The organism is Nonomuraea sp. NPDC001831, from assembly GCF_042892035.1.
Taxonomy (GTDB): domain Bacteria; phylum Actinomycetota; class Actinomycetes; order Streptosporangiales; family Streptosporangiaceae; genus Nonomuraea.
In genome coordinates this window covers 271,733-296,065 of the sequence record NZ_JBIATU010000011.1, presented here as the reverse complement: position 1 = coordinate 296,065, position 24,333 = coordinate 271,733, and the positions used below count along the sequence as shown (strand labels likewise).

The following is a 24,333-nucleotide window of genomic DNA, read 5'->3' as shown; positions in this document are numbered from 1 at the left end:
CCGTGGGTAGTGGCAACGCGATCCGTGGCAGCCGAGTCGGCGCCGGCCCTATGGGGGAGGCCGAGCGCGGCGAGGCAGCTCCGAGAGTGCGGGTCTCGTTCTGGTGCGCCAACATGCACGAGACGCGCCCCAGTTTCGCCAGCGACGCGGCGGTCCCCGAGATGTGGGATTGCCCACGTTGCGGCCTCCCAGCCGGACAGGACGAGGAGGCCCCGCCTGCCCCGCCCAAGAACGAGCCGTACAAGACGCACCTGGCCTACGTGAAGGAGCGCCGGAGCGACAAGGACGGCAAGGCGATCCTCGAGGAGGCACTGGAGCGCCTGCGCAACAACAAGTCCCCCTGGTAGGCGAGCCGTCGGAAGGGCCCTGGTGCTGGTCACCGGGGCCCTTCGCGCGTCACCGGCCGTGCACCGCCACGCCGTCGACGAACGTCATGCGCACCCGCGTCGTCCAGATGTCAGCCGGGGGCAGCTCGAAGGGGTCGCGGTCGAGCACCACCAGGTCGGCCGGGCGGCCGGGCGCGATCACGCCCGCCGGCGAGCGGTTGATCCAGGCCGACCCCTCGGTGTAGGCGGTCAACGCCGTGGCCAGGTCGAGGCGCTGGCCGGGCAGGAACGGCGTCTGCGCCGTCGGGTAGCCCGCGTGCACCGATCCGCCCGGTTCGGTACGGTTCACCGCCACGTGCATGCCCTGGATCGGGTCGGCGTCGGAGACCGGCCAGTCGCTGCCCGCGCAGAACCGGGTGCCGTGCGCCTGCAGATCCTTGAAGGGGTACTGCCACGACGAGCGCGGCTCACCCAGGAACGGCAGCGTCAGCTCGTCCATCTGGGCGTGGTGGGTGGCCCACAGGGGCTGCAGGTTGGCCGTGACGCCCAGCGCGGCGAAGCGCGGCACGTCGGAGGGCTCGATGATCTGCAGGTGGGCGATGTGGTGGCGGTTGGCCGGGTCGGTGCCCTCGAAGCTGTCCAGGGCCTCGCGCACGGCACGTTCGCCGATGGCGTGGAAGTGCACCTGGAAGCCCAGCCGGTCCAGCTCGGCGACGTACCGCTTGAGCTTGCCGGGATCGACGTAGGACAGGCCCGTGCCGCCGCACCGGCAGTACGGCTCCAGCGTCGCGGCGGTGAAGTTCTCCGTGATGCCGTCCTGCATGATCTTGACGGAGGTGGCGGCGAACCGGTCCAGCCCCTCGGCGGCGGCCCGCCTGCGGACCAGGTCCTCGATCTGGTCCTCGCCGCGCGTCCTGTCCCACCACAGCGCGCCCACCACGCGGGCGCGCAGCCGCCCCGCGCGGGCGGCGTCGAGGTAGGTGGGAAGCTGGTCGTCCGAGCCGGCGTACGAGCCCACGATGGCGTCCTGCCAGCCGGTGACGCCCAGCGAGAACAGGTGCTGCTCGGCCTCGGCCAGGGCCCGGGTCTGGTCCTCGGCGGTCGGCCGGGGGGCCAGCAGGCCGACGAGGTCCATCGCGCCCTCGTGCAGGACGCCCGAGGGGGTGCCGTCGGCGTCGCGCTCGATCCTGCCGTCGGCGGGGTCGGGGGTGTCGCGGGTGATGCCGGCCAGGTCGAGGGCGCGGGAGTTGACCCAGGCGGCGTGGTGGTCACGCTGGATGAGGTAGGCGGGGCGGTCGAGGAAGTCGAGCTGGGAGCGGTGGGGGAGGCCGTTGGGGAAGGCTGACATGTCCCAGCCTCCGCCGTCGATCCACTCTTTTTCTGGATTTTTCGTGGCGTAGTCGGAGATCTTGGCGATGTAGGCGTCTAGGCCGAAAATCTCTGACAAGTCGCACTTTGCTCGTTCGAGTCCGGCTTGTACCGGGTGCATGTGCGCGTCGATGAAGCCCGGGGTGAGCAGGCCGCCGTCCAGGTCGACGGTGTCGTGGCCGGGGGCGCTGCGGGACAGCTCGCCCTCCGGGCCGACGGCGGCGATCACCCCGTCCCGCACCAGCACGGCGTCGCGCCGCACGGCGCCGCCGATGAAGGCGCCTCCGCCACGGAAGAGGATGTTCATGGAGGTTCTCCCTTTCTCAGTGCGGTTCCCGGTACGGGGTCAGTGACCGGTGATCAGGTCGGCGAAGCGGGCCAGGGCGGAGGTACGGGGCATGGAGCGCTCCCGGTGGTCGGCCACCCGGTACAGGCGGTACATCGCGTGCACCCCCATCCAGCGCAGCGGCTCGGGCTCCCAGGAGCGCACCTTGCGCCCCACCCACGGCAGGGACGTCAGCTCCGTCTCCGTCCCGAGTATGAGATCACGAAGGGTGCGTCCGGCGAGGTTCGTCGTGGTCACGCCATGTCCGGTGTACCCGCCGGCCCAGCCCAGGCCGGTCGCGCGGTCCACGTGCACGGTCGAGCACCAGTCGCGCGGCACGCCCAGCACGCCCGACCAGGCGTGCGCGACCGAGGAGGAGCGGGCCGCGGGGAAGAAGTCGACCAAGAGCCGCCACAGGGCCTCGACCGTCCACTCGTGGGTGCGGCCGCGGGCGTCGATGCGGGAGCCGTACAGGTAGGGACGGCCCCGCCCGCCGAAGGCGATGCGGTCGTCGGTGGTGCGCTGGGCGTACATGTAGTAGTGCGCGAGGTCGCCGAGCAGTTCGGCGCCCCGCCAGCCGACCTCGTCCCAGAAGGAGGCGGGGAGCGGCTCGGTGACGATCATGGAGCTGTTCATGGGCAGCCACTGGCGGCGCAGGCCGTTCAGGCGGGCGGTGAAGCCCTCGGTGGCGCGGATGACGTACGCCGCCGTGACCGTCCCGTACGGGGTCACCGCCCGGCCGGGGGCGATCTCGGTGACCGGGGTGCGCTCGTAGACCGGGACGCCGAGGTCGCGTACGGCCCTGGCCAGCCCCTGGGCCAGCTTGGCGGGCTGGATGCGGGCGCAGTGGGGGCTCCAGGAGGCCGCCAGGGCACCCGCCACGCGCACGTGCTCCGAGGGGTCGGCCAGCCGCAGGTCCGCCTCCTCGATGCCCCAGGCGCGGGCGGCGGCCACCGAGGCGCGCAGCCGGTCGGCCTGGGCGGGGGTGCGGGCCACGTTCACCACGCCGCCCTTGACGATGTCGCAGTCGATCGACTCGTGCTCGCAGACCGCGATGACCTCGTCGATGGAGGCGTACATCTCGCGCTGCAGCCGGCGGGCGCCCGAGCCGTACCGTTCGTGGGAGCCGGCCAGGTCGCCGGTGAGCCAGCCGCCGTTGCGTCCCGAGGCGCCGAACCCGGCGAACTCCTGCTCCAGCAGCACCACCCGGAGCGAGGGGCGGGCCTTCTTGAGGTAGTACGCGGTCCACAGCCCCGTGTAGCCGGCCCCGACGATCGCCACGTCGGCCTGCAGGTCGCCGTCGAGCCGCGGACCGGGCTCCGGCACCCCGGACGAGCGGTACCAGAAGGACACGTCACCGTTGACGAATCCGGACGACAAGGGAACTCGCGCATTCATGGCCCCATATCCTGCTATATCGGGATTAGGTGGCGCATCTCACGACGAAATTCGTGATGAAACCCGTCGTCTGCGGGTGGGGCACGTACCCCGGCGTGCTCCTCCTCGCGGGATTCGTGCGCGTCCGGACCACGAGCGAACCGGACGGCCGGCCTCCACTCCCGGCGGGCCCCCGAGGCGGTCATGCAGGTCTCGGTGGAACGCCACGGCGGCGCCTGGAGCTGGGCGAAGACCACAAAAAGCCGCAAATCGGCAAACGAAACGGCGGAGCCACCACCGTGTAGCAACCCCGTAACACACCTCTTCCACGCTGGAATCACAACGGAAGGGGACCCCATGGCCTACATGCGCATCCGCGCCACCGTCGACGAGCGACCCGGACGCCTCGCCTCCCTCGCCACCGCCCTGGCCGAGCGCGGCGGCAACATCCTCGGCCTGTCCGTGCAGCCGGACACCGCCGGCACCGTCGACGAGTTCGTCGCCGAGGTCCCCGCCTCCGCCGAAGACGTCGCCGCCGCCCTGGAAGCCGCCGGCGGACGTCGCGTCCACGTCGTTCCCGCCGCCGCCCACGAGCTCGCCGACGAGACCACTCGCGCCCTCCTCCTCGCCGCCCGCCTGCACGCCCAGCCATGGCGCCTGCCGGCGATCCTGGCCGACCTGCTGCGCGCGGACTCCGCCCGCTGGGCCTACGGTGAGCCCGTGAGCGAACTGCCCGACCCCCACCAGCTCGTCATCCCCGTCGCCCCCAAACGCGTCATCCAGCTGCGCCGCCGCGAGCTGCCCTTCACCCTCACCGAGGCCGCTCGCGCCGCCGCCTTCGTCCGGCTCGCCCAGCCCCCCACCGAACCCGCCGGCAGCGACCGGTCCCTGCGCCTGGCCGACAACACCGAGGTCGACGTCCGCCCCCTGACGCCCGCCTTCCGCGAGGCCGTGCGCGACCTCCACGACCGCTGCACCCCCGCCTCGCGCCGCTTCCGCTACTTCACCGCCATGCCGTCCCTGCCGCCGCGCATGTTCGACCGGCTGTGCGACCGCGACCGCGGCGAGTCCGTCGTCGCCTGCCACGACGGCCAGGTCATCGCCCTGGCCAGCCTCATGTACCGCGCCGACCCCGGCGCCGCCGAACTCGCCTTCCTCGTCGAGGACGGCTGGCAGGGCCGCGGCCTGGGCGCCGCGCTCGCCCGCATCCTCATCGACGCCGCCCGCAACCACGGCTTCGCCGAGATCCGCGCCACCATGTTGTCGGACAACATGCGCATGCACCGGCTCATGGCCAGGCTGGGCGCCGCCGTCGGCCCCACCGACGATCCCGGCGTGATCGAGGCCCGCCTGTCCGTCGCCGCCATGGTGTGACTCGCGACGGCGCGGCCCCGGTCAGGACCGCGCCTTCGCCGGCGCCGATGTGACCAGAGGGACACCAGCTCAGGAGCACTGGGATCCACGCCTGGCCGCCTCGATGGCTCAGGCGGTGCGCTTGGCCCAGAAGTGCACGCCGATCGGCCCGAACAGCGACAACGATGTCGCCTGCGGAGACTGGCTCTGCCCCAGGTGCCGGAGGTTGGCGACGTTCTTGGTCGGCAGGGTGCCGCCAGGGCCTGACACGGCGGTGGGGTGGAACCACTTCTGGCTGTCGGTGTCGTCGCACGCGGCCACGACCACGTCCACGACGTTCCTGGCGGTCAGGCACAGCGGAGAGCCCGTCTCCAGGCTGGCCCGCAGCGTGTAGACGAAGGCGGGCTGCCCGCCGCCCGAGGAGGCGGTCGCGGTCTGCGCCCACTGGCCGAGCGCGCTGTTGGTGTCGGCCTTCAGCACGACGAAGGAACCGTTGAAGTTCGCCTCCGCGGACAGGACCAGCCTGGAGGCGTTGCCGCGGTATTCGAGCTCCTTGTACACGGTGGCCGCCTGCGCCGGCGAGGCGAGCGCGGCGCCGATTCCGGCCACGCACATGGCGGCGGCGAACGCAGCGGTGCGTCCTGGTCTTCCTGACGTGAACATGTATCCCCCTGATGAAGCGGTCCGCCGGATTGCGGGCCTCGGGTAGTACACACGCCGCCAGGCTGGTCGGTCGGCGCACAAATACCCACTGCGCCAGTGATCCCGGGCACAGGGAGAAGGGGTGTGCCATGCGGGATTCCGCCGGTGAGGGGTGCCCGCGGGGAGGCCCGCGCCGGCTCGCTACGGCCGGGCGGTCAAGGGTCGAGCGTGCGTCGGGGCGCCGTGTGCAGGCGAGTGGTCAGGCGGGGTTCCGCTCGGGGAAGGAGTCGCCCGCGTCCGGCTCGTCCAGGGCGGTCAGCGCATGGTCGACGCTGGGGTGGACGTTCAGGAAGTCCGCTACGCCGGTGATCTCCAAGAGCCGGGCGGGGGTGCCCTGGACGGCCGCCAGGTGCAGACCGCCTCCGACAGCGCGCAGTTCGTCGTGCACGTGGATCAGCGCCTGCAGCCCCTTGCTGTCCATGAAGGTCATCGCGGCGAGGTCGAGCACCACCGGGACGCCGGCCCGAGCCGCCCGGATCAGGTACTCCTGCAGGCGGAGGGCGTTGGTGGTGTCGATTTCGCCTGTCACGGTGACCACCACCGCGCCGGGTGTGTCCCACGAGTCGATCAGTAGCGGGGTCATGACGATGCCCCCTCGGTTCGGTGGTTCACGATGGCTGCCTCCGGGAATGGGCATCGCTTCTCCCCGATGTGGGGACCATGTGCTTGCCGAGGCAGCCCCAACTGTAATCCCGAAATACAATACCGGAAAGAGTTTTCTGCACAGTCCCTTCGTGAAATGCTGTCGGGATGCGCATCTCCGACACGTCAGTGGACGCACGAGCCGATGAGGCGGTGGCCGGCCGTGCGGACGAGCGCCGGTGGACCTTCCTCACCCATCACGCCCGGGTCCTGCTGGAGATCGCCCGCCATCCGGAGGCCCGCCTCCGCGACATCGCCGCCACCCTGGACATCACCGAGCGCACGGTGCAGAGCATCGTCTCCGACCTGCACCAGGGCGGCTATGTCGTGCGCGAGCGGGTAGGCCGCCGCAACCACTACCACCTCAACCTGGACCAGCACTTCCGCTATCCCACCGAGGCGGAACTGCCCATCCGCCTGCTGGTGGACATGTTCACCGAACGAGACCTGCCCCGGCAGGCGCTCCAGGACAACTGACCGCGGCCATGACCCGAAGGCGTGTCGCGGGGCCGCGAAGAACCGGATTCCCGGAGCTCTTGGCGGTGTTCCTGACGTCCAGGCTGTGGTCGTGGAGTCCTCAAGCCATTGCTTCGGGCAAGGCTCTCGCAGGCGACTCCCGCCGCTCGGACACAGGGCCGCTGACGAGACTAGGCTTGGATGTCCTGGGGTGCAGCCGCGAAGGGATCCGATCATCAGCAGTGACTCCGTCTCCCCGTGGGAGGACCGGCCGAGGCGGGCGCGCCGCCGCGTCACCGAAGCAGCCGTCCTGGGCGCCCAGCCCCAGAGCGCGGCCGACGTCCTCCAGTGGACCTGTCCGCATGGCCGGCATGCCGCGCATGGCTGCGTCACCTGCTACCACGTCTGTGCCGACGTCGGTCCGGCGCAGCCGCTCTGGGAGGTCGCGGTGTGGTTCACCACTGAGCGGCCGATCCCCATCAGGGCGCTGCAGGACGTGCACCGCCACGACCGCGACCTCACTCTCACCCAGCCGGCGACGCCCCTCGTCTACCTCTTGAGCGCCCGCGTGCGGGCCGCCCTGGGCGCGGAGGCGGTGGCGGGGGTGGTGGGGTTCCTGGTGCAGAACAGGCACATCGTCGACGAGTTCACCGTGACGGAGATCCGCGCCGCCCACTCCTGAACGCCGCGAACGCGCGCCTGCCTGCCGGTCAGGGGCTGCCGGTCGCTCAGCCCAGGCCTTCCTCGCGCGGCCCTTCCTGCGTGGGCGTCTTGGGCTCGTCCGGGTCGGCGGCGGCGGGGCCGATGCCCAGGTGGCGCTCGATGCGTTCCAGGCTCTCCTCGATGCGGGTGAGCCGTTCGGCGAGCACCGAGCCGCCGCCGAAGTACACCTCCGTCGGACGTTCCCTGGTGCCGCGGCCCACCCGGTCGAGCAGGCGCTGCCGGACGTCGGCCAGGTCGGCGCCGGTGTCCGCCAGAGCCAGGGCGGCCAGGCCCTCGCCCTCCCGGATCAGCCCGAGCAGGATGTGCTCGGTGCCGATGTAGTTGTGGCGCAGTTGCAGGGCCTCGCGCAGGGACAGCTCCAGCACCTTCTTGGCGCGCGGGGTGAAGGGGATGTGCCCGCTCGGCGAGCTGGCCCCGCGGCCCGCCACGCGCTCCACGAAGGCGCGTACGTGCTCCAGCTCCACGCCGCAGCCGTCGAGCACCAGCGCGGCCAGCCCCTCGCCCTCGTGGATGAGGCCCAGCAGGATGTGTTCCGTGCCGATGTAGTCGTGGCTCATCTGCCGCGCCTCCTCCTGGGCGAGCACGACGACCCTGCGCGCACGGTCGGTGAAGCGTTCGAACACCGGGGGGCCTCCGTTCGACTGGGGCTGCCTCCACTATGCGCTACAAACCGCGCCGCGTGGGGTATTTGTCCTGTGTGGATCTTGACGAGGTGGCCGGCCGCCTCTACGCAGTCCCGCCGGCGGAGTTCACCGCCGCCCGCGCGGCCGAGGTCCGCGCGGCCAAGGAGGCGGGCGACGTACGGCTCTCGCGCGACATCGCCAAGCTGCGCAAGCCCACCGTTTCGGCCTGGGCGGTCAACCGGCTGGCCCGGGAGCACCCCGCCGAGCTGGCCGAACTGCTCGGCGTGGGGGAGCGGCTGCGCGCGGCCTGGCAGGCGCAGGACGCCGGAGCGCTGGCCGAGCTGACCCGGGCGCGCGGCGAGGCGACCGCCAGGGTGGCGAGGCTGGCCAGGCAGGCCGGCGGCCTGTCGGCGGCGGCCGCCTCGGAGGTGGACCAGACGCTGGACGCCGCCGTCGTGGAGGCCGGAGCCGCCGACCAGGTGCGGGCCGGCCGCCTGGCCAAACCGCTCAGCTACAGCGGCTTCGCCCCCGCCCCTTCCGCCGCGCCTCCCAGTGGGCCTTCCAGCGGGTCCCGGCCCGATTCGCGTGGTCGGGGACGGGCCGGGAAGGACCCGGCGGCCGAGGCGCGGACGCGGGCGGAGGCCGAGGCCAGGCAGGCCCGGGAGGCCAGGGAGGCCAGGGAGGCCAGAAAGGCGAAGGAGCGCGCCGAGGCCGAGGCGGCTCACCGGGAGTGGGCCGAGGCCCTGGAGTCGGTCACCCGCGACTACGACGAGCGTGCCGAGAAGGTCGCCCGGCTGGAACGCAAGCTCGCCAAGGCGCGCAAACGGCTGGAGGAGGTCCGGCAACGTCTGGAGGTCACCCGCCGCGAGGAGCGCCACGCCCGCCGCCGACTGGACTAAGGTGCACGAAACGCGCTCGTACACCTGCAAGGAGGGGCGATGGCCCCCTGGACGCCAGCCGACATCCCGGACCTCACCGGCACCACGGCCATCGTGACCGGCGCCAACAGCGGCATCGGCCTGCCCACCGCCCGCGAGCTGGCCCGGCACGGAGCCCGCGTCGTCGTGGCCGCCCGCTCGGCGGACAAGGGCGAGGCGGCCGTGGCCGAGATCCGGCGGGCCGTGCCGGGGGCCGACGTCAGGTACGGCGCCCTCGACCTGGCCGACCAGTCCTCGATCCGGCGCTTCGCCGACACGGTGGACAAGGTGGACCTCCTGGTCAACAACGCCGGGATCGGCCTGATCCCCCGTCAGGTGACCAAGGACGGCTGGGAGCTGCAGTTCGCCACCAACCACCTCGGCCACTTCGCGCTCACCGGCCTGCTCCTGCCACGGCTCCTGGCCGCCCCGCACGCGCGCGTGGTCACCGTCTCCAGCGACGCGCACTCCATGGGCAGGCTCGACTTCGACGACCTCGCCCTGGAACGCGGGTACGGCCGGATGAGCGCGTACGGACGGTCCAAGCTCGCCAACCTGCTCTTCACCCTGGAGCTCCAGCGACGGGCCGACAGGGCCGGTGTGCGGCTGATCAGCGTGGCCACCCACCCGAGTGCCACCGCGACCCGCTTCGTCAAGCTGGGGCCCCTGCAGCCCCTCCTGCGCCTGTTCCTGCAGTCGGCCGACGCCGGCGCCGCCTCCTCCCTGTACGCCGCCACCTCCCCGGACATCACCGGCGGCGAGTTCGTCGGCCCTCGGCTGAAGCTGCTCACGCCCTCGGAGACGGCCAGGTCCGAGGAGGTCGCCCGGCGGCTGTGGGAGGTGTCCGCGCAGCTCACAGGCGTACGGTTCGAGGAGGTCGCCCCCCGCTGAACAACCTGCCGCGGCCCCGGACACTCGCCGGGGCCTTGCGCGCCCACAAGGTCGGTAGGCGGCGCGTCCTGGTCGAGTGGGCTGGCGAGCTCGACGCAGCTGTCCACAGGTCGCCTGAGGCTCTGGCGTGGCAGCCATGATCTTCACCGGGCCGCTCTTCGGCGAGGAGCCGGTCGGCGGCGTGGCCGGCCCGCCGGTCCTGATCCGGTCAGCGTATGCCGCGGGCCAGGTGGGCGCAGACGGGGAAGCCCGTGCCGGCGTACGGGGCGGCCAGGCGGTCGTAGCAGGCCCGAATGCGGGCGTAGGTCTCCGGCGGCTGGCGGGTGATCGTCTCGAAACGCGGGCCGCCCGCCTCGACGACGCCGCTCCACCAGGCGGCGACGTCCACCAGGTGCCGCCAGCGCAGCGTGCGCACGTCCACGGCCGTGAAGCCCGACTCCTCCAGCGACGCGGCGAAGCGTTCCGGCCGTTCAACGGCGGAGAAGGGGCGGACCGGGGGTTCGTACGGCACTCCTGCCGCCGCCAGGGCCTCGGCGAAGACGTTCGTGGCCGTCATCTCGTCGGACTTCCACCAGGTCAGCGCGACGGCGCCGCCGGGACGCAGCACCCGGCGCAGCTCCGCGAGCGTCGCCGGGACGTCGGCGACGTGGTTGACGACGAAGTTGCCCGCCACGGCGTCGAAGGAGGCGTCCTCGAACGGCAGGACGGGCAGGGTGGCCCGGCGGACCGTGGCGGCGGGGTGGCGGCGGGCGAGCAGCTCCAGCATGGCGGGGTCGGCGTCCACGGCAGTGACCTCGGCACCGGCTGCGAGAGCGGCCGCCGTGACCACGCCGGTGCCGCATCCGACGTCGAGAATCCGCTCCGGACGCCGCTCCGCCTCCCGGCCGTCCGGCAAGGCCGTCACGTCGGCGCCCGGGGGCGCGGCGATGCCTGGGGGCTCGGCCGTGCCCGGCGTCACGGCGTCTCGCGTCACGGCGGCGAGCAGAGGCTGGACGGTGTGCGAGCTGAGCCGCGCGAAGCCGCGGTCGTAGGCCTCAGGATCCCTCACGAACCAGGAGCCTACCCGCGCAACCCGAATCCTGACATCTTGCCGTGAAATTTCGCCCCTTCCCCTGTCTCAGAGGGAAATCTCAGGCTTATGGTCGTCGCCATGACCATCGACGCCTTCATCGACGCGCTGCCCAAGGTGGAGCTGCACGTACATCTGGTCGGATCGGCCTCGGTCGACACCGTGCTGGAGCTGTCCCGGCGGCATCCCGGCAGCGAGGTCCCGACCTCCGAGGAGGAACTGCGCCGCTTCTACACCTTCCTCGACTTCCCCCACTTCGCCCGCGTGTACCAGGCCGTCAACAGCCTCGTCCGCGAGCCCGAGGACGTCGCCACCCTCGTCCTCGGCCTGGCCAGGGACCTCGCCGGGCAGGGCGGCCGGTACGCCGAGCTGCAGGTCACCCCGTACGCCCACCACATGGTCGGCATGCCCATGCGCGAGGTGACCGAGGCCCTCGACATGGCCGCCCGCCGCTCACTGACCGACCACGGCGTGGAGATGGCCTACATCTTCGACATCCCCGGCGAGTACGGCGAGGAGGCCGCCCGGATCACCGTCGACCACGCTCTGCGCGAACCTCCCGCCGCATTGGTAGGTTTCGGCATCGGAGGCATCGAACAGGACCGCCCCAAGTACCGCGACGCCTACCGCGACGCCTTCACCGCCGCACGCGCCGCCGGCCTGCACAGCGTCCCGCACGGCGGCGAGATGAGCGGCCCCGAGACGATGTGGGAGGTCATCGAGGGCTACGGCGCCGAGCGCATCGGCCACGGCATCAACTGCCTGTCCGACCCCCGCCTCGTGGCCCACCTGCGCGAGACCCAGCTCCCCCTGGACGTCTGCCCCACCTCCAACGTCTGCACCGGCCAGGTGCCCGAGCTCGCCGCCCACCCGCTGCCCCGGATGCTGGAGGAGGGCCTGTACGTCACCCTCAACAGCGACGACCCGCCCATGTTCGCCACCACGCTGGCGGGGGAGTACCGCGCCGCCGCCCACGTGCTCGGCCTGGGCGCCACCGAGCTTGCCCAGCTGGCCCGCAACGCCGTCAACGCCTCCTACCTGACCCCCGACCGCAAGCAGACCCTCCTCAAGGAGATCGACACCCTGACCGCCGCCCTCTGACGGGCAGACACGTCGCGTCATGCCGTCCTCACCGAACGGCGTGACGCGGCCGGACTCTCCTGGCATCGTGGAGCACGGATTGAGCCTGAGGGGGCGCGGCGTGCGTACCACGGTCGGTGGGAGGTTCACATGACTACTCCGGCGGACCTGCTGGAGGCTCAGCGCCGCGTGCAGGCGCTGTCCGACCGGCACTGGCACTGCCTCGACGAGGCCGTGCGCCAGATGGCGGACGGACGCACCTGGACGGGCCCGGCCGCCGACGCCTTCGCCCAGGACCTGGCGCGCCGCAGGCTGGAGGTGTGGCGCGGCCTGCGGGAGATCGTCGAGGAGCTCCGCGAGGAGGCCGCCCGCTACTCCCTCGACGAGCGGAGGAACCTGTGACGTTCTCCTCCCTCGACCCGCGCGAGATGCACCGGCTCGGACAGGGCGTGCAGGAGGCGGGCCAGGCCCTGACAGGCTGCGCGGGCGAGCTTCGCGCGATCCTGGCGGGGATCAGGATGAGCCACCCCGGGGTCGCCGCCATCGACCGGGCGGCCCGCTGGCTGACCGAGCAGGCGCCCGACCTGTACCGGCGGCGCGACCTGGCCTACGAGACCGAGAAGGTCGACACCGACGTCTTCGGCCACCCCGTCCCCGGCTCCGTGGTGCAGCCCGGCGCGGTCCGGGTCGACGAAGGGCGGCTGATCCCGTCCCAAGTGCGCGCCGAGGCGGAACAGGCCGCGGGACTGGTCGCGGCGGCCGGACGCGGCGACCAGGACGCGCTGAGGAAGCTCGCCGCCTTCAAGAGCCGGATGAGCGACCCACGCTTCGCCACCGCCCTGCTGGACAAGCTCGGCCCGCAGGCGCTCACCACCCTGCCCGTGCAGTTGTCGGCCCGCGTGCGCATGGCGCTCGACCAGGGCCCGGAGCAGGGGCGCAAGCTGCGTGAGCAGCACCAGGAGCTGCTTTCCGTGCTGGCGACGGCCCTCGCCCACGCCACCGTCGCCAAGGAAGGCACCCCACGCCTCGGCACCCGCTTCCTGGACGAACTACGCAGACGCGGGCGCGAGGAGACACCGGCGCCCGGCATGGGCGGGCTCACCGCTCCCGGCTACTGGGCGCTCGGCCAGATCCTGGCGGCGGGGGAGCGGGAACCGTACAGCCCGTGGTTCATGCGCACGATCGGCCGCGACATGATCCGCTGGGATCGCGACCACCTCAAGGAGCACGGAGTGCGCTTCCTGCCCCGTGACACCGACGTCTACAACCTGCCCGCCCCCGCCGTCTCCCGCCCGTTCCAGGACACCGACGAGATCGGGGCGGCCGACCCGATCGGCGCGCTGCTGGCCGTCGCGGCCAGCGGCAGGGAGCCGGCCCAGGCGCTGCTCGCCGACCGTGAGCTGCTGAGATACCTGATGCACGACCGCCGCCCGCAGTGGGCCATGGGCGATCACGGCGAGTCGCTGGGCCGTGCCATGGAGGCCGCGATGAAGGGCCAGGACGACCTGTCCAAGTCCTTGGCCGTCCTGGCCACCCAGATCTACGCCGACGACGTACGGCCCCACGTGACGCTCGACGAAACGGGCAAGGTCGTCTTCGCCGACCCGTCCGAGCTCGACGACCTGTCGGGAATCCGCGACAACATGGGCCGCGTCCTGGGCGACCACGCCGACGACCTGTCCGCGGCCTTCTACAAGAACGCTCCCAGGGCCGCCGACGGCGAGCTCACCAGCGACAACGCGGGGCATTCCATCGGCCGGTTCGGCGCCGCGGACCTCGACCTGGTCACGCTCGACCTGGCCGCCGACGACAGGGCCTACGACAACCTGCTCATGGGAGAGATCGGCCACATGCGGCGTGATGTCGACGAAGCGATCATGACCGGCAACGACACGATGCTGAAGAACGTGGTGACCAACGACGCCCGCGGCCTCGGGCATCTCATGGAGGCGCGCGGACAGGCTCTGATCGCGAGAGGGCAGGAGGCGGACGCGGCGGACGCCGAGCTCATGAAGCTGGTCGAGATGGGCATCGGCGAGATCCCCGTACCCGGCGCCGGGCTCGTGGGGAAGGCGGGCATCGAGGCGGCCAAGGCCGCGTACGAGAACTTCGTGAAGGACGGCTACACCAGCGCGGGCAAGTGGATGCTCGATCAGGCCGGGCACGGCGGCGGGCACACCGTCAAGAGCGTCGCGGAAGGGGCCGAGAACGAGGAGGTCGTCGACCAGCTGGTGAGACAGATGCTCGAATCCTCCGCGATCACGCACGAGCACTACGACCACAAGCAGTTGGAAGGGCAGCCCTTCGTGGTCGGTGACCCGCCGCGCGTCAAGCCACCGGCCTCGATGAACCACGACGAATACGACGCGTTCCTGCAGTGGATGGAACGGCACACCACCATCCCCAGCGACTTCGGCGACGCGCAAGGGATGACGAGGACCGGCACCGGCGAGTTCACCAGCCACATGAGGAAGCCCGACAAGACCGGGGAACACCATGGCTAGGCCGCTGCCGGCGCTGCTCTGCCTGCTCCTCGCCGTCTCGGCCGCCGCCTGCACACCGGGCCGGACGACCACCCCGGCGCAGACGCCTTCACCGGTACGGCGGCCCGTCGCCGACGCGCCGCCCTACCTGTGCAACTTCGTCCCGCGTGCCGCGCTCGCCGAGCTGACCGGTTACACCGGCTCGTACAAGGCAGGTCCCAACAGCAGGCACCCGGTGGGGAACACGTGTGTGGTGTCCAACGACGAGCGCAGCCTCGTCATCACGAGCTACGACGTGTCGGCTCGCCCGGAGATCTTCGAGACCTTCGCCGCCCACGGGAAGGACGGCTCTCCCGTGCAGTTGCCGCCCGAGCTGGGCAAGGGGCAGATACACGACTTCAAGGCCCGGCTGTACCCGTTCCGCAGCGCGGGCGTCTGGTTCCGGTGCGGGGCCGCGAGCCCGTTCATCGGCATCACTATCATGAGGAACCCCGCACGGGACCAGGACGACGACCTCGTTCAGCTCGTGCGGATCGCGCAGCGCCGGTACGGCGAGATGTTCGCCTGTACTCCCGCCGCCGATCCGCGTTGAGCGTCAGGGGGAGGCCAGGCGGCCCAGTTCTGGGGGGATCTTGGCGGCGGCGGCGCGGTCCAGCAGGAACAGGGTGCCGGCCCGGCCGCGGGCGCCGGCCGCCGGCACCTGGACGTGCCCCGAGTCCGACAGCGCCAGGCGGACCGCGCCCGACTTCTCCTCGCCGGCCGCCACCACCCACACCTCGCGCGCCGCCTGGATGGCGGGCAGGGTCAGGGAGATGCGGGTGGGGGGCGGCTTGGGGGAGCCGTGCACGGAGACGACCGGGCGCGTGTCGTACAGGGCGGGCATGCCGGGGAACAGCGAGGCCACGTGCGCGTCGGGGCCCATGCCGAGCAGCATGACGTCGAAGGCCGGCACCGGGCCGTGGTCCTCGGGGCGGGCCGCGGCGCGCAGCTCGGCGGCGTACGCCTCGGCCGACTCCTCGGCCGTCATGCCGGAGTCGGGGCCGCGCATCACGTGGATGCGGGCGGGGTCCAGGTCCACGTGGTCGAGCAGCGCCTGGCGGGCGCCGGTCTCGTTGCGTTCCTTGTCGCCGGTGGGCACGAAACGTTCGTCGCCCCACCAGACGTCCAGGCGCCGCCAGTCGACGGCGTCACGGGCTGGAGTGGCGGCGATGGCGGCCAGCGTGGCGATGCCGACCGTGCCGCCGGTCAGCACGATCGAGGCCGACCCCTTGGCCGACTGCACGTCGACCAGGCGCGTGATGATGCGCGCCGCCACGGCCTTGGCCAGGACGTCGGCGTCGCGGTGCACGACAACGTTGGGAACGCTCACGACACTTCTTTCTCAGGTGGAGGGGGTCAGCCCTTGTACGTACGGGCGAAGCGCTTGACTGCGGCCTCGTAGACCTCGTCGCTGTCCAGCCGGCGCAGCTCCTCGGCCATCAGCTCGGAGGTGTGCCGCCTGGCCAGGGCCACGTTCCGGTCGGGCTGGCCGGGCCGCGACAGCGTGGCCAGCCGCGCGTCGGAACGCATGACCGACAGCTCGCCGTCGCCGGTCTGCAGGCGTACGGCGGTCAGACCGGGACCGGCCGACTCGCCCACCTTGACCGGCGCGCCCAGCCGCTCCGACAACCAGGCCGCCAGCAGCGGCGCGCTCGGGTGCCCGGCGCTGGCCTCCACCACGCCCTTGCGCACCTTGCCCACCGGCTGGTCGAACGCGGCGGCCAGCAGGCTGCGCCACGGCGTCAGCCTGGCCCAGGCCAGGTCGGTGTCGCCGGGGGCGTACCCCTTGGCACGGGTGACCAGCGACGCGGCGCCGCCGTTCTCGAAGCCCTTGGCGTCGGTGATGCGCCGCTGGGCCAGGGCGCCGATCGCGTCCTTGGAAGGCACGTCGGGGGCCGCGCCCGGCCACCAGGCCACCACGGGGGTGTCGGGCAGCAGCAAGGGGCTGACGACGGAGTCGGCGTGCTGGGTCAGCTCGCCGTACAGGCGCAGCACCACGACCTCGCCCGGCGTGTTCTCGCCGATGCGCAGCTCGGCGTCGAGCCGGTTGGGCTCGGCCTCCTCCCGCTTGATCACCACGATGATGCGCGAGGGGTGCTCGCGGGCCGCCTCGGTGGCGGCGCGCAGCGCGTCGTACTGATGGCGCTCCTCGGAGACCACCACGAGGGTCAGCACCATGCCGATGGCGGGCGCGCCCATCTGGTGGCGCAGCAGCATGAGCTGCGCCGAGATCTTGCCGGCCGTCGTGTCCGACAGCATGAAAGTCGTCACTAGAGTCTCCTCCACACGCGGCCGTCGCGCGCCATCATCGCGTCGGCCGACTCCGGGCCCCACGAGCCCGACTCGTAGGCCTCGGGCTGTCCCTGCGTGGCCCAGAAGTCCTCGATCGGGTCGAGGATCGTCCAGGACAGCTCGACCTCGCGCTGGTGCGGGAAGAGCGGCGGGTCGCCGATCATGACGTCGAGCAGCAGCCGCTCGTACGCCTCGGGCGAGGACTCCAGGAACGACTCGCCGTAGGCGAAGTCCATGGACACGTCGCGCACCTCCATGGCGGTGCCCGGGACCTTCGACCCGAACCGCACGGTGATGCCCTCGTCCGGCTGCACGCGGATGACCAGGGCGTTCTGGCCGAGGATCTCGGTGTCGGTCTTGCTGAAGGGCAGGTGCGGCGCCCGCTGGAACACCACGGCCACCTCGGTGACCCGGCGGCCCAGCCGCTTGCCGGTACGCAGGTAGAACGGCACCCCGGCCCACCGCCGGTTGGCGATCTCCAGCTTGACGGCCGCGTACGTCTCGGTGGTGGACTCGGCGGAGATGCCCTCCTCCTGGAGGTAGCCGACCACCTTCTCGCCGCCCTGCCACCCGGCCGCGTACTGGCCGCGGGCGGTGTTGAGCCCCAGGTTGGACGGCAGCCGCACCGCCTTGAGCACCTTCTCCTTCTCCCGGCGCAGCGCCGAGGCGTCGAAGGAGGTCGGGTCCTCCATGGCGACCAGCGCGAGCAGTTGGAGCAGGTGGTTCTGGATCACGTCGCGGGCCGCGCCGATGCCGTCGTAGTAGCCGGCGCGCCCGCCGATGCCGATGTCCTCGGCCATGGTGATCTGCACGTGGTCGACGAAGCTGCGGTTCCAGATGGGCTCGTACAGGTTGTTGGCGAAGCGCAGCGCCAGGATGTTCTGGACGGTCTCCTTGCCCAGGTAGTGGTCGATCCGGAAGATCGAGCTCTCCGGGAACGCCGACGTGGTGATCTCGTTCAGCTCGTGGGCCGACTGCAGGTCGTGGCCGAACGGCTTCTCGATGACCACCCGCCGCCACGACCCCTCGGGCGCGTCGGACAGCCCGGTGCGCTTGAGCTGCTCGACCACCACGGGGAAGAACTTGGGCGGGACGGACAGGTAGAAAGCGTAGTTGCCGCCCGTGCCGCGGGTCTGGTCGATCTCGGCCAACGCCATCGCCAGCGCGTCGAAGGCTCCGTCGTCGGAGAACTCGCCCGGGACGAAATGGATGCCCTCGAGGATCTGCTTCCAGACCTCCTCGCGGAACGGCGTACGCGCGTGCGCCTTGACCGCGTCGTGCGTCAACTGCGCGAAGTCCTGGTCCTTCCAGTCGCGCCTGGCGAAACCGACCAGCGAGAAACCGGGCGGCAGCAGGCCGCGGTTGCCCAGGTCGTAAATGGCCGGCAGCAGCTTGCGCTTGGCCAGGTCGCCCGTCACGCCGAACAGCACCAGCACGCACGGCCCCGCCACCCGCGGCAGCCGCTTGTCACGCGGGTCGCGCAAGGGGTTGGCCTCGGCGACCTCCAATGTCGTGGCGGTGTTCGCCACGGCCGCCGCCACCGCGACGACCTCCTCCTCAGGAGATGCTTCGTCAGTCATCTCAAACCTCCTGTGCGGCTGCGAGCAAATGCGCGACACCCGTCGCGCGGTCCGTCAAATGCAGGCGTACGGTGGGCCGTCCGCGCGTCTCCAGCGCGGCCAGGTCGCCCAGCGCCTGCGCGAGCTGGAGCCGCCCCAGCGTGTACGGCTGCCCGGGGACGGCGACGTCGTCGGTCACCGCACCCGTGATTTGCAGGAACACGCCGTTCTGCGGCCCGCCCTTGTGGTATTGGCCGGTCGAGTGCAGGAAACGCGGCCCCCATCCGAACGTCACCGGCCGGTTGGTGCGGATGGCGAGCAGGGCGCGCAGCGTGGCCGCGTCGGCCATCATCCACGCGTCGGTCATCTGCTCGAAGTCGGCCCCCTCGGGCACCGGCGCGTCGAAGGCGGCCAGCCGGTCGAGGTAGGCCATCACGGCCAGGTAGCCGTCGTGCGGGATGGCCTTCAGCAGCTCGGCCAGCACGCCGGGCAGGTCGTGGGAGCGGACCGCGCCGTAGACCTCGACGGGCCCGTCGACCAGCGCGGGCGCGCCGAGCGGCAGGTCGGGCAGGGCCAGCAGGGCCGCGGTGTTCTCCTTGGACTCGGCCACGTTCGGCTGGTCGAACGGGTCGATCTCCAGCAGCAGCCCGGCCACGGCCGTCGCGTACTCCCAGACCAGGAACTGGCCGCCGAGCGGCCCGTCGACGCGCACGGCGCCGTCGTCGGACTCGATCGCGACGACCAGCTCGTCGCTGGTGTGGTTGGGGTCGGCGTTGACGATCGGCAGGATGCCCCTGCCCTGCTTGCCGGTGGACTCGGCGACGAGCTGCTCGATCCAGTCGGGCAGCCCGTTGATGCCGGACAGCTGGTCCTCCAGCACGAGCTTGTCGCGCCCGGCCAGCGCCGCGCCGCCGAGGGCCGCGCCCAGGTCGAGGCCGGGGTTGCCGGTGTCGAGGGACAGCAGCGGCAGCACCTCCTCGGCGTCGTCGAGCAGCCGCTCGACGTCGGCCCCGGCCAGCGCGCTCGGCACCAGCCCGAACGCCGACAGCGCCGAATAGCGGCCGCCCACGTCGGGGACGGCCAGGACCAGGTGGTAGCCGCCGTCGACGGCCCGCTGCTCCAGCGGCGAGCCGTGGTCGGTGACGACCACGATCCGGTCGGCGGGCGAGATGCCCGCCTCGGTGAAGATCTGTTCGTAGATGCGCAGGTGGCAGTCGGTCTCGACGGTCGAGCCGCTCTTGCTGGCCACCACCACGACCGTGGACTCCAGCAGGTCGGTCAGCGCCCGCCGGACCTGCGCGGGGTCGGTCGTGTCGAGCACGGTCAGCGGCACGTCGGCGGTCTGGCAGATCACCTCGGGAGCCAGCGACGAGCCGCCCATCCCGGCCAGCACCACGTTCGTCAGGCCCTCGGCGCGCGCCCGCTCCACGAGCTTGCCCAGCTCGGGAAGGAGCTCGCGGGAGGTGCGCGGCAGCGTCAGCCAGCCCAGCCGGACCGCCGCCACCGCCTCGGCGTCCTCGCCCCACAGGGTGGGGTCGCCGCCGGCCAGCCGCGCGGGCACGCCGTCGGCGACGAGGCGCCCCGCGACGGAGGAGGCGGCCGCGGCCACCCCCTCCTCGCGGTAGGACACCTCGATCATGGCACCAGATTCTTGGTGACGCTCTCCAGCAGCTCGTTCCAGGACGCCTCGAACTTCTCGACGCCCTCCTCCTCCAGCACGCGCACGACGTCGTCGTAGTCGATGCCGGCGTCCTTGAGCGCGGCCATGGTGTTCCAGGCCTGCTCGTAGAAGGGGCGCACGGTGTCGCCGGTGACCTGGGCGTGGTCGGCGGTGGCGTCGAGCGTCTTCTCCGGCATCGTGTTGACGGTGCCGGGGGCGACGAGCTGGTCGACGTACATGGTGTCGGAGTAGTCGGGGTTCTTCACCCCGGTCGAGGCCCACAGCGGACGCTGCGGACGGGCGCCCGCCGCGCGCAGCCGCTGCCAGCGCTCGGAGCTGACGACCTCCTCGTAGGCGGCGTAGGCCAGGCGCGCGTTGGCGATGCCGGCCTTGCCCTTCAGCTCCGGCTTGCCGAGCTTGTCGAGCCGCTTGTCGATCTCGGTGTCGACGCGGCTGACGAAGAACGAGGCCACCGACTCGATCGTGGCCAGGTCCAGGCCCTTGGCCTGCGCGGCCTCCAGGCCGGCCAGCCAGGCGTCCATGACCGCGCGGTAGCGCTCCAGGGAGAAGATCAGCGTGACGTTGACGCTGATGCCCTCCGACAGCGCCTGCGTGATCGCGGGCAGGCCCTCGAGCGTGGCCGGGATCTTGATGAACAGGTTGGGCCGGTCGACCATCCACCACAGCGCCCTGGCCTCGGCCACGGTCTTCTCGCTCTCACGAGCGAGGCGCGGGTCGACCTCCAGCGAGACGCGGCCGTCCACGCCGCCGGTGGCGTCGTAGACCGGGCGCAGCACGTCGGCGGCCCAGCGGATGTCGTACGTGGTGATGGCGCGTACGGCCTCCTCCACGGTGACGCCGCGCACGGCCAGGTCGTGGAGCTGGGCGTTGTAGGCGTCGCCCTTGCTGAGCGCGCTGGCGAAGATCGTCGGGTTGGAGGTGACCCCGACGACGTTCTTCTCGCGGATCAGCTGGTCGAGGTTGCCCGTGCGCAGCCGTTCGCGGCTGATGTCGTCGAGCCAGATGGAAACGCCCTGGCCGGACAGCTTGTTGAGGTTCTCGCTCATCTTCTTCTCAGTTTCCCGTCGTCTCGCCCTTGTCCTGACCCAGCTTGGCGAGGCTCGCCTTGGCCGCGGCCGCCACGCGCTCGGCCGTGAGCCCGAACTGCTCGTACAGCGTCTTGTACGGCGCCGAGGCGCCGAAGTGCTCCAGGCTGACCACTTCGCCGCACTCGCCGACGAACTGGTGCCAGCCGAGCGCGACGCCGGCCTCGACCGCGACCCGAGCCCTGATCGAGCTCGGCAGGACGGTCTGCCGGTAAGCGGAGTCCTGCCCGTTGAACCACTCGACACACGGCATCGACACCACTCGTGCCGGGATGCCCTGCGCCTCCAGCAGCTCGCGGCCCTGCACGGCCACCTCGACCTCGCTGCCGGTGGCGATGATGATCACGTGCGGCTGGCCGTCGGACGCCTCGCGCAGCACGTAGCCGCCGCGGGCCACGCCCTCGGCGCTCGTGCCCTCGTAGACCGGCACGTTCTGCCTGGTCAGAGCCAGGGCGGCGGGACGGTCGGTGTGCTCCAGGATCGTCTTCCACGCGTGCGCGGTCTCGTTGGCGTCGGCCGGGCGGACGACGTCGAGGCCGGGGATGGCGCGCAGCGCCCACAGGTGCTCGATCGGCTGGTGGGTGGGGCCGTCCTCGCCCAGGCCGATGGAGTCGTGCGTCCAGACGTAGGTGACCGGCAGCTTCATCAGCGCGGCCAGGCGCACCGAGGGGCGCATGTAGTCGGAGAAGACCAGGAACGTGCCGCCGTAGGGGCGGGTGCCGCCGTGCAGGGCGATGCCGTTGAGGATGGCGCCCATGGCGTGCTCGCGGATGCCGAAGTGCAGCGTGCGGCCGTAGCGGTTACCGGGGAAGTCCTTGGTCTGGTACTCCTCGGGGATGAAGGACGGCTCGCCCTTCATCGTGGTCAGGTTCGACTCGGCCAGGTCGGCCGAGCCGCCCCACAGCTCGGGCAGCACCGGCGCCAGCGCGCCCAGCACCTCGCCGCTGGCCTTGCGGGTGGCCATCGAGGAGCCGGTCTCGAACTCCGGCAGGGCCGTGGCCCAGCCGGCGGGCAGCTCGCGGTGGGAGATGCGGTCGAACTCCTTGGCCCGCTCGGGGTTGGCCAGGCGCCATTCGGCGTAACCCTTGTCCCACTCGGCGCGCTCGGTACGGCCGCGCGCGACCACCTCGCGGGCGTGCTGCAGCACCTCGGCCGGCACGTCGAAGCTCTTGGCCGGGTCCATGCCCAGGATCTCCTTGGTCGCGGCGATCTCCGCCTCGCCCAGGGCCGCGCCATGGATCTTGCCGGTGTTCTTCTTGTTCGGCGCCGGCCAGCCGATGATCGTGCGCAGCCGGATGAAGGAGGGCCGGTCGGTCTCGGCCTTGGCCGCCTCCAGCGCCTCGTACAGCGCCTGGACGTCCTCCTCGTACTCGCCGCCGGCGGTCCAGTCGACGCTCTCGGTGTGCCAGCCGTAGGCCTCGTAACGCTTGACGACGTCCTCGGACTTGGCGATGAGGGTGTCGTCCTCGATGGAGATGTGGTTGTCGTCGTACAGGACGACGAGGTTGCCGAGCTTCTGGTGGCCGGCCAGGGCGCTGGCCTCGTGGCTGATGCCCTCCTCGATGTCGCCGTCGCTGACGAAGCACCAGATGTGGTGGTCGAACGGCGAGGCGCCGCGCTCGGCGTCGGGGTCGAACAGGCCGCGCTCGCGGCGGGCCGCCATCGCCATGCCGACCGCGTTGCCCAGGCCCTGCCCGAGCGGGCCGGTGGTGGTCTCCACGCCGGCGGTGTGGCCGTGCTCGGGGTGCCCCGGCGTCAGGCTGTCCCACTGGCGCAGCCGCCGCAGGTCGTCGAGCGTCAGGCCGTAGCCCGACAGGTAGAGCTGGATGTAGAGCGTCAGGCTGGTGTGGCCGCACGACAGCACGAACCGGTCACGGCCCGCCCAGTTGGGGTCGCTGGGGTCGTGACGCATCACGCGCTGGAACAGCAGGTATGCGGCGGGGGCCAGGCTCATGGCGGTGCCGGGATGACCCGAGCCCGCCTTCTCCACTGCGTCCATCGCCAGGGCCCGGACGACGTCGACGGCCTTCTTGTCGAGGTCGGTCCATTCAAGGGCTGGCACGAGTTCGGTGCTCAAGTGCTCGATCTCCGGAATCTAGTTGTCATTTGGCAGTACCTGTTGGCTATCCCGCCCACACGGGACCCTAACCGAGTGGAGCTGGCGATCGATTCCCATTCCACCCTCGCGTGTCCATGAATGGCGCAAGCCCCCCATTGGCCGGACCGTCCGCCCCTGCGACTACAGTTTGTTTGTTCGCAGAGGCGCCACGGCGCCACTCATCGATCCGCTCTAATCAGAGGTTACGCGTTGACTCCGCACAGGCTGGAAGCGCCTTGACGGTGCTGACCAACAGGCAGGCCACGGCTCCCTCGACCGAGCCCGGGGCGCCGCGCACGTTCGGCATGGTCGTGAAGGCCTACGTCGCGCTCACCAAGCCGCGGATCATCGAGCTGCTGCTGATCACGACCCTCCCGGTGATGTTCCTGGCGGCCGGCGGCCTGCCGCCGCTGTGGAAGTCGATCGCCGTCATGGTCTTCGGCACCCTGTCGGCGGGCAGCGCCAACGCGCTCAACTGCTACGTCGACCGCGACATCGACCAGAAGATGCGCCGCACCCGCCGCCGGCCGCTGGCCCGGCACCAGGTGTCGCCGCGCGGCGCGCTGGTCTTCGGGATCGTCCTGGGGATTTTGTCCACTGTTGGCCTGTGGCTCACCACCAATTGGCTGGCCGCGGCGCTGTCCACCGGCGCGATCCTGTTCTACGTCATCGTCTACTCGATGGTGCTCAAGCGCCGCACGGCCCAGAACATCGTCTGGGGCGGCATCGCGGGCTGCATGCCGGTCATGATCGGCTGGGCGGGCATCACCGAGCGGCTCGACTGGGCGCCCCTGGTGCTGTTCGGCGTGGTGTTCTTCTGGACGCCGCCCCACACCTGGACCCTCGCCATGCGCTACAAGGAGGACTACGCGGCGGCCAAGGTGCCGATGCTGCCGGTGGTGGCCACCGAGCGGCGGGTGATCCTGGAGTCCGTGGCCTACACCTGGGCGACCGTGCTGTGCTCGCTGGCCCTGTGGCCGGTGGCCGGCACCACGCTGTTCTACCCGGTCGTCGCGGTCGTGCTCGGCGTGGTCTGCCTGTGGGAGGTCCACCGTCTGCTGGCCCGGCTCAACGCCGGCAAGAGCGGCGTCGACCTGCGCCCGATGCGCTTCTTCCACTGGTCCAACGCCTACCTCGCGCTGCTCTTCCTCGCCGTCGCGATCGACCCGCTGCTGGCCTGAGCGCCGTGACCGTCCCGACCGCCGTGCGCGAGGGCCGCCAGGCGCGTGTCCGGACGGTGAGGA

At 71.6% G+C, this 24,333-nt stretch carries 22 protein-coding genes and 1 pseudogene; 11 read left to right on the top strand and 12 right to left on the bottom strand.

Going from position 1 to position 24,333, the window contains the following annotated elements:
- Window positions 1–2 precede the first annotated feature (2 nt).
- A complete protein-coding gene (locus ACFYYW_RS32215; protein WP_082310244.1) occupies window positions 3–347 on the top strand; it encodes an RNA polymerase-binding protein RbpA in 345 nt (114 codons plus the stop codon).
- 49 nt (window positions 348–396) lie between these two features.
- Here the strand turns inward: ACFYYW_RS32215 and ACFYYW_RS32210 are convergent, their stop codons facing one another.
- Both ACFYYW_RS32210 and ACFYYW_RS32205 read right to left on the bottom strand, forming a co-directional pair.
- The gene (locus ACFYYW_RS32210; RefSeq protein ID WP_387654236.1) at window positions 397–2,001 is read right to left on the bottom strand and encodes an amidohydrolase; all 1,605 of its coding nucleotides are present in this window, start codon (window positions 1,999–2,001) and stop codon (window positions 397–399) included.
- Between the two features lie 39 nt (window positions 2,002–2,040).
- Window positions 2,041–3,417, bottom strand: a complete 1,377-nt coding sequence (locus tag ACFYYW_RS32205) for an NAD(P)/FAD-dependent oxidoreductase (RefSeq protein ID WP_387654233.1) — start codon at window positions 3,415–3,417, stop codon at window positions 2,041–2,043.
- Between the two features lie 336 nt (window positions 3,418–3,753).
- Here ACFYYW_RS32205 and ACFYYW_RS32200 point away from each other — a divergent pair, with 336 nt between their 5' ends.
- Window positions 3,754–4,770 (top strand): GNAT family N-acetyltransferase, encoded by a 1,017-nt coding sequence (locus tag ACFYYW_RS32200; RefSeq protein WP_387654231.1) that lies wholly within the window; start codon window positions 3,754–3,756, stop codon window positions 4,768–4,770.
- A 108-nt stretch (window positions 4,771–4,878) separates the two neighbouring features.
- Here ACFYYW_RS32200 and ACFYYW_RS32195 read toward each other — a convergent pair whose 3' ends face one another.
- Together ACFYYW_RS32195 and ACFYYW_RS32190 are read right to left on the bottom strand one after the other, a co-directional pair.
- On the bottom strand, window positions 4,879–5,412 hold the full coding sequence (locus tag ACFYYW_RS32195) for a hypothetical protein (protein ID WP_387654229.1): 534 nt from the start codon (window positions 5,410–5,412) through the stop codon (window positions 4,879–4,881).
- A 238-nt stretch (window positions 5,413–5,650) separates the two neighbouring features.
- On the bottom strand, window positions 5,651–6,034 hold the full coding sequence (locus ACFYYW_RS32190) for an STAS domain-containing protein (protein WP_387654227.1): 384 nt from the start codon (window positions 6,032–6,034) through the stop codon (window positions 5,651–5,653).
- Window positions 6,035–6,201: 167 nt separating this feature from the next.
- Between ACFYYW_RS32190 and ACFYYW_RS32185 the strand changes: the two genes are divergently transcribed.
- Both ACFYYW_RS32185 and ACFYYW_RS32180 read left to right on the top strand, forming a co-directional pair.
- Window positions 6,202–6,570, top strand: coding sequence for a helix-turn-helix transcriptional regulator (locus ACFYYW_RS32185; protein ID WP_387654224.1), 369 nt, complete (start codon window positions 6,202–6,204; stop codon window positions 6,568–6,570).
- A gap of 190 nt (window positions 6,571–6,760) precedes the next feature.
- On the top strand, window positions 6,761–7,231 hold the full coding sequence (locus ACFYYW_RS32180) for a hypothetical protein (protein WP_352323020.1): 471 nt from the start codon (window positions 6,761–6,763) through the stop codon (window positions 7,229–7,231).
- A gap of 247 nt (window positions 7,232–7,478) precedes the next feature.
- Here ACFYYW_RS32180 and ACFYYW_RS32175 read toward each other — a convergent pair.
- Window positions 7,479–7,895 (bottom strand): annotated as a pseudogene (locus ACFYYW_RS32175) (Clp protease N-terminal domain-containing protein); the annotation flags it as partial.
- 74 nt (window positions 7,896–7,969) lie between these two features.
- Here ACFYYW_RS32175 and ACFYYW_RS32170 point away from each other — a divergent pair.
- Together ACFYYW_RS32170 and ACFYYW_RS32165 are read left to right on the top strand one after the other, a co-directional pair.
- A complete protein-coding gene (locus tag ACFYYW_RS32170) occupies window positions 7,970–8,794 on the top strand; it encodes a hypothetical protein (protein ID WP_387654222.1) in 825 nt (274 codons plus the stop codon).
- Between the two features lie 39 nt (window positions 8,795–8,833).
- Window positions 8,834–9,703, top strand: coding sequence for an oxidoreductase (locus ACFYYW_RS32165; protein WP_387654219.1), 870 nt, complete (start codon window positions 8,834–8,836; stop codon window positions 9,701–9,703).
- A 208-nt stretch (window positions 9,704–9,911) separates the two neighbouring features.
- Here ACFYYW_RS32165 and ACFYYW_RS32160 read toward each other — a convergent pair whose 3' ends face one another.
- Window positions 9,912–10,751 carry a class I SAM-dependent methyltransferase gene (locus ACFYYW_RS32160; RefSeq protein ID WP_387654216.1) on the bottom strand — a complete coding sequence of 280 codons (840 nt, stop codon included), beginning with the start codon at window positions 10,749–10,751 and terminating at the stop codon, window positions 9,912–9,914.
- A gap of 102 nt (window positions 10,752–10,853) precedes the next feature.
- On the opposite strand from ACFYYW_RS32160, the gene add reads away from it, so the two are divergent.
- From add to ACFYYW_RS32140, 4 genes are all read left to right on the top strand, one after another.
- Window positions 10,854–11,873 (top strand): adenosine deaminase, encoded by a 1,020-nt coding sequence (add, locus tag ACFYYW_RS32155; RefSeq protein WP_387654214.1) that lies wholly within the window; start codon window positions 10,854–10,856, stop codon window positions 11,871–11,873.
- A gap of 129 nt (window positions 11,874–12,002) precedes the next feature.
- Window positions 12,003–12,254 (top strand): hypothetical protein, encoded by a 252-nt coding sequence (locus ACFYYW_RS32150; protein WP_352323015.1) that lies wholly within the window; start codon window positions 12,003–12,005, stop codon window positions 12,252–12,254.
- Window positions 12,251–14,356 (top strand): hypothetical protein, encoded by a 2,106-nt coding sequence (locus ACFYYW_RS32145; protein WP_387654211.1) that lies wholly within the window; start codon window positions 12,251–12,253, stop codon window positions 14,354–14,356. Before ACFYYW_RS32150 ends, ACFYYW_RS32145 begins: the two co-directional genes overlap by 4 nt.
- The gene (locus tag ACFYYW_RS32140) at window positions 14,349–14,927 is read left to right on the top strand and encodes a hypothetical protein (RefSeq protein ID WP_387654208.1); all 579 of its coding nucleotides are present in this window, start codon (window positions 14,349–14,351) and stop codon (window positions 14,925–14,927) included. The genes ACFYYW_RS32145 and ACFYYW_RS32140 overlap by 8 nt, the downstream gene beginning before the upstream one ends.
- 3 nt (window positions 14,928–14,930) lie before the next feature.
- Here the strand turns inward: ACFYYW_RS32140 and pgl are convergent, their stop codons facing one another.
- From pgl to tkt, 6 genes are read right to left on the bottom strand one after another with little or no spacing between them, the layout of a single operon-like run.
- Window positions 14,931–15,704 carry a 6-phosphogluconolactonase gene (gene pgl, locus ACFYYW_RS32135; protein ID WP_352323012.1) on the bottom strand — a complete coding sequence of 258 codons (774 nt, stop codon included), beginning with the start codon at window positions 15,702–15,704 and terminating at the stop codon, window positions 14,931–14,933.
- A 26-nt stretch (window positions 15,705–15,730) separates the two neighbouring features.
- Window positions 15,731–16,645, bottom strand: coding sequence for a glucose-6-phosphate dehydrogenase assembly protein OpcA (gene opcA / locus ACFYYW_RS32130; protein WP_352323011.1), 915 nt, complete (start codon window positions 16,643–16,645; stop codon window positions 15,731–15,733).
- Entirely contained in the window at window positions 16,645–18,246 is a 1,602-nt protein-coding gene (zwf, locus tag ACFYYW_RS32125; protein ID WP_364417364.1) for a glucose-6-phosphate dehydrogenase, read from the bottom strand. Before zwf ends, opcA begins: the two co-directional genes overlap by 1 nt.
- 1 nt (window position 18,247) lies before the next feature.
- Window positions 18,248–19,864, bottom strand: a complete 1,617-nt coding sequence (locus tag ACFYYW_RS32120) for a glucose-6-phosphate isomerase (protein ID WP_364393691.1) — start codon at window positions 19,862–19,864, stop codon at window positions 18,248–18,250.
- Window positions 19,861–20,952 (bottom strand): transaldolase, encoded by a 1,092-nt coding sequence (tal, locus tag ACFYYW_RS32115; RefSeq protein WP_364393688.1) that lies wholly within the window; start codon window positions 20,950–20,952, stop codon window positions 19,861–19,863. The genes ACFYYW_RS32120 and tal overlap by 4 nt, the downstream gene beginning before the upstream one ends.
- 7 nt (window positions 20,953–20,959) lie before the next feature.
- Window positions 20,960–22,990: a transketolase gene (tkt, locus tag ACFYYW_RS32110; protein WP_387654304.1), complete on the bottom strand. Its 2,031-nt coding sequence runs from the start codon at window positions 22,988–22,990 to the stop codon at window positions 20,960–20,962.
- A 335-nt stretch (window positions 22,991–23,325) separates the two neighbouring features.
- Between tkt and ACFYYW_RS32105 the strand changes: the two genes are divergently transcribed.
- Window positions 23,326–24,270, top strand: coding sequence for a heme o synthase (locus ACFYYW_RS32105; RefSeq protein ID WP_352364400.1), 945 nt, complete (start codon window positions 23,326–23,328; stop codon window positions 24,268–24,270).
- Window positions 24,271–24,333: the final 63 nt, after the last annotated feature.